This window comes from Dyadobacter ginsengisoli DSM 21015 (assembly GCF_059568735.1).
Genome location: NZ_JCANTY010000002.1, coordinates 658433 through 671725, shown reverse-complemented (window position 1 = coordinate 671725; position 13293 = coordinate 658433). Strand labels below are relative to the sequence as shown.

Annotated in this window: 10 protein-coding genes; 7 read left to right on the top strand and 3 right to left on the bottom strand. The window is 49.7% G+C overall.

Translation table 11 applies throughout. The features are described from left to right. The first annotated feature begins 2 nt into the window (after positions 1–2). Positions 3–701: a DUF4097 family beta strand repeat-containing protein gene (locus BP71_RS09110; protein WP_496378312.1), complete on the top strand. Its 699-nt coding sequence runs from the start codon at positions 3–5 to the stop codon at positions 699–701. 228 nt (positions 702–929) lie between these two features. Here BP71_RS09110 and BP71_RS09105 read toward each other — a convergent pair whose 3' ends face one another. Then, a complete protein-coding gene (locus BP71_RS09105; protein ID WP_496378310.1) occupies positions 930–2198 on the bottom strand; it encodes a DUF1501 domain-containing protein in 1269 nt (422 codons plus the stop codon). A 19-nt stretch (positions 2199–2217) separates the two neighbouring features. Continuing rightward, positions 2218–4044, bottom strand: coding sequence for a DUF1800 domain-containing protein (locus tag BP71_RS09100; RefSeq protein WP_496378308.1), 1827 nt, complete (start codon positions 4042–4044; stop codon positions 2218–2220). A gap of 254 nt (positions 4045–4298) precedes the next feature. Between BP71_RS09100 and BP71_RS09095 the strand changes: the two genes are divergently transcribed. The 4 genes from BP71_RS09095 (at position 4299) to BP71_RS09080 (ending at position 7343) form a co-directional block, all read left to right on the top strand. Next, a complete protein-coding gene (locus tag BP71_RS09095) occupies positions 4299–4505 on the top strand; it encodes a hypothetical protein (RefSeq protein ID WP_496378306.1) in 207 nt (68 codons plus the stop codon). 473 nt (positions 4506–4978) lie between these two features. Further along, complete coding sequence (locus BP71_RS09090) at positions 4979–6292, top strand: sensor histidine kinase (RefSeq protein ID WP_496378304.1); 1314 nt, start codon at positions 4979–4981, stop codon at positions 6290–6292. A gap of 81 nt (positions 6293–6373) precedes the next feature. Continuing rightward, positions 6374–7024 carry a response regulator gene (locus tag BP71_RS09085; RefSeq protein WP_496378302.1) on the top strand — a complete coding sequence of 217 codons (651 nt, stop codon included), beginning with the start codon at positions 6374–6376 and terminating at the stop codon, positions 7022–7024. Between the two features lie 193 nt (positions 7025–7217). After that, complete coding sequence (locus BP71_RS09080) at positions 7218–7343, top strand: hypothetical protein (protein WP_496378300.1); 126 nt, start codon at positions 7218–7220, stop codon at positions 7341–7343. A gap of 63 nt (positions 7344–7406) precedes the next feature. On the opposite strand, the gene BP71_RS09075 is transcribed toward BP71_RS09080, so the two are convergent. After that, positions 7407–9758 carry an ABC transporter permease gene (locus BP71_RS09075; RefSeq protein ID WP_496378298.1) on the bottom strand — a complete coding sequence of 784 codons (2352 nt, stop codon included), beginning with the start codon at positions 9756–9758 and terminating at the stop codon, positions 7407–7409. A 267-nt stretch (positions 9759–10025) separates the two neighbouring features. Here BP71_RS09075 and BP71_RS09070 point away from each other — a divergent pair, with 267 nt between their 5' ends. After that, positions 10026–12992, top strand: coding sequence for a glycosyltransferase family 117 protein (locus tag BP71_RS09070; RefSeq protein WP_496378296.1), 2967 nt, complete (start codon positions 10026–10028; stop codon positions 12990–12992). Between the two features lie 53 nt (positions 12993–13045). Further along, a complete protein-coding gene (locus BP71_RS09065; protein ID WP_496378295.1) occupies positions 13046–13225 on the top strand; it encodes a hypothetical protein in 180 nt (59 codons plus the stop codon). The last annotated feature ends 68 nt before the right edge of the window (positions 13226–13293 follow it).

Below are 13293 nucleotides of genomic sequence, written 5' to 3'. Positions count from 1 at the left end.
CCATGAAAAATATATTAATACTGGCCATCCTGAGCCTCGCATTACAACCGGCAATTGCCCAGAAGATCATTGATAAGAAGTTGCCTTATGAAAACGGGAAGACTGTCAATCTCAACCTCCGTTTCGGAGACAGCATCCGCGTCCGGTATTGGGACAAGGCTGAGGTGTCGGTTCATATAAAAGTGAAGATCAACCAGAACAAACTGAATGAGGCATTCCTCGTCACCACGGCCAGTACGGCCGATGAAATGATCCTGAAAACGGATTTTGACAAGGAACTGCTGAAAAATGGAAAGGGGGAGGACTGCCCGGGCGAGAAGCACACCTGGCGCACAAACGACGGTGAAAACAACTACTACGTATGCAGTGAAATCAGCTATGAGGTCAATTTACCTCGTCAGGCCAAGCTGAAACTGGAAACTATCAATGGGAACATCGATATCCAGGGCGCGACTACGACGGTGTTCGCCAAGACGATCAGCGGGTTTGTGGATATGACCTGGCCAAAGTCGAAGGGGGCGAATGTAGCGGTAAAAACCATTACGGGTGAAGTCTATTCCGATCTGGACATCGACTTTGGAAAGAAGAAGGAGAAAAACCCGATCGTAGGTTACCTGCTGGAAGGCAAGTTCAACGGGGGCGGACCCGACGTGACGTTGGAATCGATCAGCAACAACGTGTATCTGCGGAAAAAGGATTAGGAGCGTTTTGAGGTCAAAGCAACGGGGTGGTGGTCGGCGAACGATCCTGCCCCATTGCTTTGACAGGAGGTGTCTGGAGAACTCAAAGCCTTGTCTGTAAATGGATTTGGTGCGAACATGCTGGGCCCTCCATATCCTTTGTTCACCATGCAGTTTTTCTTAAAAGTATATAGGATACCGTCACCTGTCGCTGTTTCGGGCGGTTCAGATTTTTCGAGAACAGCATACCTACCCCTTCATGATTCCAATCTTTGATCCGTTCCATTCGGGAAACAGTTGGTGGTCGTTGTGAATGCCCAGCGCCGCACCGGCAACTTCGCTGAAAACAGCTCTAAAATCGGTGGTTACCGGTAAATCCCGGCCGTCTTCCAGGTTTTCCGTAGCCAGCGGGGCAATTTTCCCGTGAACAATCCCACCTTTTACATCATTACTCAGGATAAAATTACAGGACGCCCGCCCATGATCCGTTCCGCCGGTGCCATTCTGTTTGACCGTGCGGCCGAATTCCGTCATCGTCATCACGGTGATCCTGTTGCGAAAAACATCGAGATCGGTCCAGAATGCCGCAATGCTATTAGCCAGGTCGGCAGCATTTCGGGCGAAAACACCGTTTTGCGTACCCTGGTTAAAATGAGTGTCCCAGCCCCCGGACTCAGCAAAAGCGATTTCAAGCCCGATCTCCATTTTAATGAGCTGCGCGATCTGTTTCAATGCGTTGCCCAATGGTGATTTCGGATAGTCGGCCCCATGGGCAGGCTGGTACCTGCTTACGGATGCGCTTTGCAGTATTTTCATCGCATCAAAGCTTTCCTTACCTGTTTCTTTCAGAAGATTTTGCGACGTCTGGTCATACAACTCTTCAAAAGACCGGGCGGCCATGCTGGTTTGGACCGGACTGCCTTTCACCTTAATCGCAAAATCCTGTAAGTTGCTGATGGCCATCGACGGGTTGTCGCCGTACAGTGAGCGGGGCATGGAAGATGTGACGCTGACGGCCTGAAAGGGTGAGGCCGATTCGTGCCCTAAAAGTCCGGCGGCGCGGTTCAGCCATCCGCTCGGTGTTCCCTTACGGAATGGCGTGCCCGATTCCATATAATCCTGGGCATCGAAATGAGAGCGCGTCTGGTTGGGTGAACCGATACCATGTACGATCGCCAGCTGCTTTTCGCGAAAAAGACTTTCCAGCGGCAGGAAGGAGGGATGCAGGCCAAACTCCCCGTTCAGGTCGATGAGCGGCTTTGCAGAAGCGCTTTGAGACGGCGACATGAAAAGGGTAGGTCTCGCGGCTTTCAAATACGGGTCATTGAAAGGCGATACTGCCATAAGCCCATCCATTGCGCCACGCTGGAAAATGCATACCATTACCTTCTTTTTGCCGAATTGGGTGCCGTTGGGCCTGGAAGCAGCGGCTCTGGTCAGGAAATCGGGCACCCCGCCCAGGCCGACGCCGAACATCGTTAAGCTACCCGATTTTAAAAACCCTCTTCTTGTGATCATAAGTCTTACGTTTTTGGGGTTATCTGCGCTGAAATTCAGGGGAGCCGATCAATATGCCCACAACCTGTGCCAGCATATTACCGGCAGGTGTTAGCATTTGCGATTGCCGGCTGCCGGTTATCGAAGTATCCGCTTGCATTGCCGCTTTTCCGACTTTTCTTTCCAGGTCGGGGGCGGTCAGCATCGGTGTGAGCCGGAGGAAAGTTGGCGACAGGTCGCGTCCGGGCATGATCAGACTGCCATAGGTGTGCATTGCCGCAGCGGTGCTTTCCGGTTCCCGGTACTGATTGATACGGGCCAGGTCCACGTGAATGCCGGGAATGCGTCCGCCGGAGACCGCGAGCCCGAAGTTCATCCGGTTGAGCAATGCACCGGTGTTGATCCAGTATCTGGCATTATCGGGGAAGCCTGTCGGAGCCTGATAATGGTAGATGTCCTGTCCCATCCGGCTGATCCATGTATATAGCTGATCAGGGGTTTGTATGTGGGCATCCAGTCCCCTGATCGAACTGATCACCAGTTCGAAGGGGGACTTGGTTTTCTCTCTCAGGATGTCCTTTTGCCAGAACTCCGGTGCATATACCATAGTCGTGAGCACCGCCGCGATGTTCCCATTCCTGGTTTCAAAGGTATTCACCATTTGATCGATCAGCGTTTGCGGAGGCGCATCGCTTACGAATCGTATGGCCAGTTTCTTGCAGATCAACCGGGCGGTCGACGGGTGACCGGCCAACATGCCGAGTAATGCTACACCTTCTTCGTACCCGCCGCCAGCCGCGAATTTTTGTCCCAATACCATTTTCTCTCCGGTATCGTGTCGTTTGGGTGTGAAAAGGAAGTCGCCTTTGCGGACAGATTGGATATCGCGGGTGTATCGTTTTTCAGTTCCTTTCGCTGTATCTCTAGATGTGCCCATGGGAACAACGGTCCATCCGGTGAGGATGCGGGCGGCTTCGGTGACATCCTGCTGCGTGTACCCGCCGTCCACGCCGAGGGTATGTAGTTCCATTATTTCCCGTGCGTAGTTTTCATTGAGGCCCCGGTTCTTTCGTGCCTTTGCAATCTTCTCCAGGGCGTTCACATTGTTTTTGGGTTTCCGAAAGTGCCGGATGTCGGCTTGCCGGTCCAATGGGGATGCGCTGCTGAAGTTGTCGAGATAGTACAGCATGGCTGGCGACTGGGCCGTGGAAAGGAGCAGATCACCGAATCTTCCTGTCACATGCGGCCGGATCACGTCACGTTCGTAAGCCGGTATGAATGGTGCACATTGGTTTTTAGTAAGGGAGACATTGAAATGGTTGTACCAAAAGTCGGTTAGTACTTCCCGGAGCTGATTACGGGAATACGCCGCCCGGAGGATCTTCTGGTTGATCAGCTGCCGGAAGAGTTCTTTCTGTGGCAGATATCCTTTTTCTTTCATATAAGCGGCCACCTCTTCGCGGTATGCTTTCTTCCCGGCGGAGGCGATGGAATCCTTGCTGATGAAGCCGTCATGAACAGCCATTCTGATCAGTTGCCCGTTTTTGGGGTATTTTACCACAATTTCCGCATTGCTCAGTTGCAGTGCGGGGTAATCAGCAAGCCGTTTGGCCAGGTATTCGTCCGGAAGGTTTCCGTCCAGCTGCTCCTCAAACCAGTTTTCCAGGCCCATTTGTACGATATGGTCTGTTTCTCCGGGATGAGGACCATATGTAAACCGGCTTAGCAGGTGTGCGGCGGCTTGTTCTTTCGTGAGCCCGGCCTGGCGATATGGGAAAACATCAGAGGCAGGGTGTTCACGTAAGGGCAGGTATCCGGTTGTCAAAAACAGTGTAGCTGCGATTAAAAGTTTAGCTTTTACCTCCATAACACATTGTTTATTTGAGTGGTAGCGAGGCTTGGACAATGTCTTGTAGTAAAAGTTTAATGCTCACTGAAGGGATTTGATAGGATATTTTGCTCTCCCCACGAAGGGTAGTTTACACCCTCAAATTCAGTGTTCTCACCACAAAACAGAAAACGGAAAGAGCGGAATGGTTTATACTTGCAACGTGATTGGAAAATCACGCACTTGATTGATTATCAGAATAGTTCTTTATTTGTAAAACACAAAATCCTCGCATGAAAACGCAAAGTAAATATTTGGAAGAAATCAACAGGCTTCTGGCTGATTATCTTCTTGAAATCGAAAAGTCGGACTTGAAGCCGCTTTCCGCCCAGGTTTATCAGGTTCAATCCAAAAATTTTGTCAGATGGATCAATGGTGAATTTACACCGGGAGAGGTGAAGAAGGCGAAGAAGCAGGCGCAGGATAAGGCCGGCAAATAACGTTACGAACGCTACACACACTCACACTACGTTCCTCTTTATTTCATTGCCGCGCCACCCGGGTGGCAGAGTCAGAATATCCAATCAAAGAACAGTCCTGATCGGTGAGTGTATGCTGCGCGGCTTCACTCAACCTGAATAGTCCTCGATCCCGGCAAATAAAAAACACCTGCTCAGCAGCGCCGGAAGGTGTAAGATTATACTCAACATTTATAAGCTACTTCATAGCATTTAGGACTCCCGCTTTTCTCAGGATCGCATGTGTTTGGTCTGTCCAACTGCGAGCGCATACAAATTTAAGACCCTGGTAAAAACAGTATGTAGACGGCTATTGTTTGGAATGTAGCAATTTCTCTACAATATCTGTTACGATTTTTAGGTAGATTTGGCTCTTTCTGCATACACTCTGTCCTAGTTCCATATCACTTCGTATAGTCATAGCGGTACGGGGCTGAATTTGAAACCATGCGTAAATGATCCGATCGATTCTGGAATGGCCTGTTCGAAAACAACTAAGGGAAGAGTTCAATATTCTCAATCGGGCCCGCATTAAAGTACTATCCTATGCACTTTACCTGAGGATATTTACCACGACGCTTCTGCTTATCTTTTACATTGCGGAGAATTACCGTTTGCAAGCAATCCGCGTCGCTGTACTGCTGGGTGTGGCGATGATTTTTTACACCGCCGTGACAATGGGTTTTCAATGGCGAAAGGCCATCCACACAGCTGTTCTGATTTTTATGGGTATTATCTGGACGAACCTGTTCATTTTCCAGAACGGATTCGACCTCGTGACCCTGCAATATGTTGTGATCGTAAGTATCTGCGCATTCTACGGGTTGGGTAACCGCTGGGGCCTTATCTACTCCTTTGTGACGGTGATCCCCTTCATTCTGTATGTACTCCTGGGGCACCATCTCGGCATGAATATCCCCTGGGGGCCCGAGGGGTCAGGCAGCTTTACGATCGCGGTCCTGCTTTTTCACAATTTTGTGTTTCTGGTCCTGATCAACTATTACTTTTTCAGCTCCTTTTATGATACGATCAGCGATCTGGACGCGCGTAGCAGCGAACTAAGTGCCAGCCTGGCCTATCTGCAAGACTCGCGGAAAAAACTGGAAACCGAATACATCCATCAGAAGCATTTGATCGCCAGCATTTCTCATGATATCAAGAGCCCGCTCCGGTTTCTGATGACTACCACCGGCCGCCTTGCCCGCAACCATCCCGATCTGCCCACGGTGCGGGCGATCAGCCAGTCGAGCTATCGGTTGTACCACTTTATGAAGAACCTGCTGGAGTATACCGAGTTCCGGTACAAGAACGAGGGGGTGCAATTCAGCTACCTCGACGTGAATGAACTCGTGGATCAGAAATTCGCGATTTTTATGCACGACGCGGAGGTCAATGCAAACGAATTTGTGAATGGCGTGAAGCCGGGGGTGATCATCAAGAACAACCTGCAACTGGTGAGCATTGTTCTGCACAATCTCATCGACAACGCAAACAAAGCTACCAACGGAGGCATTATTAGTATTACCACCGAGGATTTTCGGGACGAACTGCACGTGATTGTGCATGATACGGGACCGGGCATGGACGCGTCGGTGAGCGGCTGGATCAACAGTGATGCCAGGGAGCTGCCGGCCTCTGAGGATGCGAAGCAGAACTTCGGAATGGGGTTGTTGATTGTAAAAGAGATCAGTCCGATGATACGCGCGCGGTTACTTGCGAGGCCAAATCTACCAGCCGGAACATCGGTTCACATTATTTTTACAAAATAACTTGATGTAGTCAATTTTCTACATAAAATTTTATTTATATTAAACTACTTTTAAAACTGATTTGAAGTAACAGGCATTTGAATGAAAACAGTTTTGCTGGTAGAAGACCATTCGATCGTACGAATGGGTGTGAAGCTTTTAATAGAGGATTTTTTATCTTCGGTCACAGTGATCGAAGCAGGCACTTTTAACGAAACACTTAAACTTCTTCAATCGAGGTTTTTTGACCTTGTCATCCTCGATATCAAGATCCCCGGCGGTGAAGCGTTCAATATGATCGGCAAAATCCGGGACATTCAGAGCAAGGTGAAGATATTGATCTTCTCGTCCCAGGATGAAGAATTGTACGCGATTCACTACATAAAGGCGGGTGCAAACGGGTTTTTGCCCAAAGATACTTCTAACGAAGAGCTGGAAAAAGCGATTACGTCCGTTCTCAACGGAGGAACCTATATCAGCAATCTTATCCAGGACCAGCTGGTCAATAATACTTTGCTGGAAAGGGAAAGCAAGGAGAGTCCGCTGGAAATCCTCTCAAATCGTGAACTCGAGATTATGGATATGCTATTGACCGGAAAGTGGACGAAGGACATTGCGATCGATCTCCATATCAAGGAAAGTACGGTATCGACTTATAAGGCCCGGATTTTCGAAAAACTGGAAGTCACCAATATCCTCGAACTGTTCAAAAAAGTGGAGATTTACAAGCGGAGAAAGGCCGGATTTAGCTGAATTTGAGGCAATCTATGAATTTATACTAATAAAATGTCGAATAGCTACTATTATTCGTCGATATCTTAGGATTAGTACATTTAATTCAGGCTACTTTACAATTCATTTCTATCCATTAATTTTATGACCGGAAATTGTAACTGATTCTGTTGCAGTCCCATCCTCTGTCATTAGTGTTAATTGTTTCTGGATAATGGAAAGGTCAATAAAACTTTCAAAGCCCGCCGAGCTGCCTTTTTTGGGTGGTGTGATGATCACGGTTATCGCAGGAGCCGCGCTGTGGACTTCCCTGCTCTACGCCATTTATTTGCTTTTTTGAGCCATCCTCCGGTTTGCTGGCAGGAGCGTTTCAGCCCGATGCAGGACTGAAACGCTCCTTTTTTTATTCTGCTTTGAGCGATTTAACCGGATCTGCGAGTGCTGCACCGATGCTCTGAAAGCTTACTGTTGCCAAAGCGATCGTCGTTGCCAGGAGGCCGGCTGTCGCCAGCATGCTCCACGACATATCGATATGATAGGCAAAATCGGCCAGCCAGAGGTTCATCACGTACCATGCAAGCGGTGATGCCACGACGATGGCGATGAGCACGAGTACGACAAAGTCTTTGGACAGCAATGCCACCACGTGGGCCACATTAGCCCCCAATACTTTCCTTATCCCGATTTCCCTGGTCCTCTGCTGGGCAGTGAAGGCTGCCAGTCCGAGCAGGCCCAGGCAGGAAATAAGAATGGCGATCACGCCAAAGAAACGGATCAGGATGTGAATGATCAGCTCGGAGCTGTACATTCTTTCAAATTCTTCATCCAGAAAGTGGTAGCTGAAGGGATAGTTGGGATTAAATGATTTTGTTAAAGTTTCCAGATGTGCGATGGCTTGCCGGGTTTGTCCGGGGCGCGTTCTGACCATCAGATACTCGGTATTAAGGCCTTTGTAGCATACCAGGATGAGGGGTTTGATGCCGGTGTGGAATGAGGCGATGTGAAAGTCTTTCATCACGCCGACGATCGTTCCCGTACCCATCCAAAATTTGACCTGCCTGCCCACGGGATCCTTCATTTTCATCATTCGCGCCGTCGCCTCGTTGATAATGTAGTTGGCGGTATCAGCGGCAAAGCCCTTTGCGAAATCCCTGCCGTCGGCCATAGTGATATTCATGGTTTTTGCAAAATCGTAGCCGACAAAGGTGGCCTGTACCGTGTTATCTGCTGTTTTGTCACGGCCGGGCCAATCCAGGTCGCCTGAGTTGCTGCCGATGTCGGTCGGGATTGAACCCGAGGTAGTGGCGGATGCGATGGACGGGGAGGACAGGACTTCCTGGCGAAATGCTTCCAGCTTGTTGGGTAAATCACCTTCCAGAGGTACGTAAACGATATTCTCGCGGTCGATGCCCAGCCGTTTGGTTTGAATATAGTTCATCTGGTCGCCGATCACGAGCATTCCGATGATCAGGAAGATCGAAATGCCGAATTGGAACACGACCAACCCTTTACGGAGATAAAGACTGCTGTTGGTGAACGTAAGCCGCCCTTTCAGAATGCGCACCGGCTGCAGAGCCGAGAGGTAAAGAGCCGGGTAACTTCCTGCGACGACACCCGTGATGGTGATCAGCGCGATGAGGGCTCCCCAAAGTGTGGGGTCGCCCGGAGTCAGCACAATATTTTTTTTCACCGCTTCATTGAAAGACGGAAGCAATGAGAAGGTGAAAAGAATGGCAAGGACCGCGGCGGAGAGACTGACGATCAGCGACTCGCCCAAAAACTGCATCACCAGGTATTTCTTTTCGGCACCGACCACTTTCCGGACCCCAACTTCCCGGGCGCGGTTGACCGAGCGCGCGGTAGCAAGGTTCATAAAATTAACACAAGCTATGAGCAAGATAAAAACCGCCACGATGGAGAATATACGGACGTATTCGATTCGGCCTCCGGTCGACTTCAGACCCGTATATTCGGAATAGAGGTAAACGTCGGACATCTTTTGAAGCAGAGGGAAGCTGGTTAGTGCGGGAGGGGCTACTTTTTTGATCACCTGCCGCATAATCTTCTCCGCGTGTTGCGGATCGGCACCCGGTGTCAGCATGGCGTAGGTCTTGAAACTGGAATTTCCCCACCATTTCATCCAGTCCTGCTCCTGTACCGCGAAATTTACGATCCAGTCGAACCGTACGGACGAATTCTGAGGTATGTCTTCAAATACGGCACTTACGATGAAATCCCTCGCGTTGTCGAGCCGGATCGATTTTCCTACGGCCCGGGCTGTTCCGAAGTACTTATCAGCCAGTTTTCGGGAGATGGCGATGGATGTGGGCTGATCGATCGCCTTGTCGGCGGATCCTGCTATAAAAAGAGTCCTGAATATTCTGAAAAAGCCCGGGGTGGCGTAGACACCACTTTCCTTGGTCGATTTTTCTCCGGCTTTAAACAGCAGGTCGCGGTTGTAAGTAATTTTGGTAACGGCTTCGATTTCGGGGACATTCTTCTCTAATGCTTCCAGCCAGGGGCCGGGAGTAACGTCGCTCACACCGGACTGACCATTCTCTTCATAACCCGAGCGCACGAAATAGATGTCATTCAGGCCTGGGTAAAATTTATTGAAAGAGATTTCATCCCTGACCCACAGCCCTATGAGCAGGCTGCACGTCATACCCAGGGCCAGGCCGAAGATATTGATGAAGGAAAATAGTTTGTTTTTCAGCAGGCTGCGGATCGCGATTTTAAGGTAGTTTCTAAGCATGGCTGGTTCGGGTTAAGGTCATAGCGATCAGATGAAAAAGCTCAGCATAAAGTTGCATGTTGTTTGTAATTATTTAGTTACATGTGTGTTGTGCGGTGATCCGCGGCGGCGATGTATCCATTTGGTGTCGTGGAAGAAGCATGCTTTGTTAAAGAAAGTTAAAGCCTCACTCACAGGGCTTTCCGTTAACTTTTTTTAAGACCCTGAGATCTGCCCCGGCAGAGGGTGTTCGATAGTTTTGGGATATTATTCAAAACACCTTCAATCATGAAACCTTTCAAGAAATGGAATGATGCCGTAGCCTGGGCCGTTTTTGCCATCGCGCTGGTTACCTATGTGCGCACCATGGAGCAGACCGCCAGCTTCTGGGACTGTGGTGAATTTATTGCCTGTGCCTTTAAATTACAGGTGCCGCACCCGCCGGGTGCACCCTTGTTCCTGCTGATCGGGCGATTGTTTTCGCTCCTTGCTTTGGGAGATGTCACCCGCGTAGCTTACTGGGTCAACATTGTTTCCGTGCTAAGCAGTGCCTTTACGATATTCTTCCTGTTCAAAACCATCATTTTGCTTGCACAGAAACTTGTCGGTGAGTCTGGGGAAGAAAGTGGCACGAATGCATGGCTTGTCACAGGGGCGGCCGTGGTGGGGGCGCTTTCCTATGCCTGGTCGGATTCGTTCTGGTTTTCGGCGGTGGAAGCCGAGGTTTATGGATTGTCGTCATTCTTCACTGCAATCGTGATATGGGCAGTCTTCAAATGGGAGCGTATCGAAGATCCCGCTACCGCGAACCGATGGCTTATCCTGATCGCCTACCTGGTGGGCTTGTCGATCGGCGTGCATTTGCTCAACCTGGTTACTATTCCAGCACTTTCACTGGTTTATTATTTCAAAAAATATCCCAAACCCGGTTTTTGGGGCGCATCAGTCGCATTGTTGTGCGGTTTACTGATCCTCGCGGTTATCAACGCCGGCATCATTCCCGGCCTGCCCGAACTGGCTGGGAAATTCGAGATATTTTTTGTCAACTCGCTCGGGCTTCCCTACAACACGGGTATCACTTTCTTTATCGTAATCTTTCTTGGCGGGCTGGTCTGGTGCATCCGGTATTCGCACCGCACCAATAAGGTGCTGCTCAATACCGGGCTGTTGTCCCTCGCATTTATTCTGGTAGGGTATGCTTCCTATGCATTGGTCCTGGTACGGTCTGGTTATAATACGCCAATCAATGAAAATAATCCCAGTGACGTATTGCGGTTTGTCTACTACCTCAAACGGGAACAATACGAGAGTCGGCCTTTGCTTTACGGTCCGTCATTTGTATCGAGGCCGGTGAGCCAGAAGCGCGGTGCACCCATTTATACTAAAAAGGACGGTAAATATGTATTGACAGATTACAAGCCGATCTATGAGTACGAGTCTGGCAGCAATATGCTGTTGCCGCGCATGTCCAGTTTACAGCCCGGCCACCCTAAGCTGTACCAGCAGATGGCTGGCCTGGCGGAGGGGGAGAAACCGACCCTGCGGCATAATCTGTCGTACATGTTTTCGCACCAGTTTGGGCATATGTACTGGCGCTATTTTCTGTGGAACTTTGCGGGCCGTGAGAGCGATCAGGAAGGTGCCGGAGCGCTGTTACCGTGGGATGCAGTTTCTTCCTATCCGAAAAGCATTGCGCAGAACAGAGGCCATAACAACTTCCTGATGCTGCCTTTCTTGCTGGGCGTAGCCGGAATCGTATTCATGTATTACCGCCGCCGTAAAGATCTGCTGGTATTGGGGCTACTTTTTGCATTGACCGGTGTTGCGTTGGTTTTTTACCTGAACTCGCCGCCGAGCGAGCCCCGCGAGCGTGATTATATCTACGTCGGGTCGTTCTACATCTTTTGTATGTGGATCGGTTTCGGGGTGATAGCAGTCGCCGGTTTGCTGGAAAAAGTAGTGCGCAGGCCGGCCTGGCGGGCCGGTGTCGCAGGCGCGCTGAGCCTGTCGGTTCCGGTGGTGATGGTGGCGCGGGGCTGGGACAGCCACGACCGTTCCGACCGGTACCATTCGGTCGATTTTGCCCGCAACCTGCTCAATTCCTGCGCGCCCAACGCAATCCTCTTTACAGGGGGAGACAATGACACTTTTCCGCTCTGGTATGTGCAGGAAGTGGAAGGGTTTCGCACGGATGTGCGCGTGTGTGTGCAGACATTCCTGGGCTTAGACTGGTATATCGAACAACTGAAAAGAAAGATCAATCAGTCCGATGCGTTGCCTTTATCGCTGGATTCCAATCATTATCAGCTGGGCAAAAACGATTATCTGCCGTTTTACGAGATTCCGGCTGTGAAAGCCGGTATTAACCTGAAAGAATACCTGGAACTGATCGGGCAGGACAATAAGGCGATCCAGGTGCCGCTTACCAGTGGCGAAATGACGTCTATTCTACCTTCAGCTACTTTGTTTCTGCCGGTCAATACGCGACAGGTGAAGGATATGAAGATCGTTAAAGATGAGCTGGCGCCGTACCTGAGTGATTCCATGAGCTGGAAAATAGGAGAGACGGACTTGCTGAAAGGGGATCTGGTGATGCTCGACATTATTGCCAGCAACAACTGGAAACGCCCGGTTTATTTTTCTTCGACGATGGGTTCTTCGCATAATCTCGGTTTACAGGAATATCTCCAGCTCGAAGGTTATGCCTATCGCCTGTTGCCGGTGCGTGTGCCGGGAGCATCAGACGGTTATGTAAATTCGGATGTGATGTACGACAACATGATGAACAAAATGTCGTGGCGTGAAATGAATAACCCGAAAGTGTACTATGACGATACCTATCGCGGCTCCCCGGTGTTTACAGCACGGTTGTCCTTCCTGCGTCTTGCACAGCAGCTCATTGCTGAAAACCGCATCGACAAAGCCAGGAAGGTGGTTGATAAAGCCATGGCCGTGATGCCTGACGATACGATACCGTTCGACCAGGTGTCAGTTGGATTTGTAGGGGCTTTGTTTGATGTGGGAGAGAAGCAAAAGGCGCTGGATTCGGCACGGGCGATGGCCCTGCGTTCCGATGAAAACCTTTCGTGGGTGAAAGAGAAGAATGGGGAGCGTAACCGGGATGTCAATGCCGATCTCTTTATACTACAGAGCGTTGTCCAGGAGTGCCGCAGAGCCAAAGAGGATAAGGAAGCCGATCATTACGAGGCGATTTTCAGGAAACACCTGACGGCTTTCAACATGTACAGCAGGTAAGAGTTGCCGGGCAAGGTTTTTTATCCGTTTTGATTTAAACAACAGAAACCGATATGGATCAGAACACCTTGCCCGAAAATGGTTTATTGGTGCGCTTCAAGCGTGTGGACGAAGACGAGTGGAGAGATGGGGAATACGATGCGGAAAATAAAATGTTTGTTGAAATTTATTCGACAGATTTAACAACACATAATTGGATAGATATTCGCATTTGGGAGCCATTAGAGCCTTAACGAATACTTTTAATAATTCTGATCAGTAAAAAACTTCCTTTGGATAAATAAGCCTCTCATATTTGTAT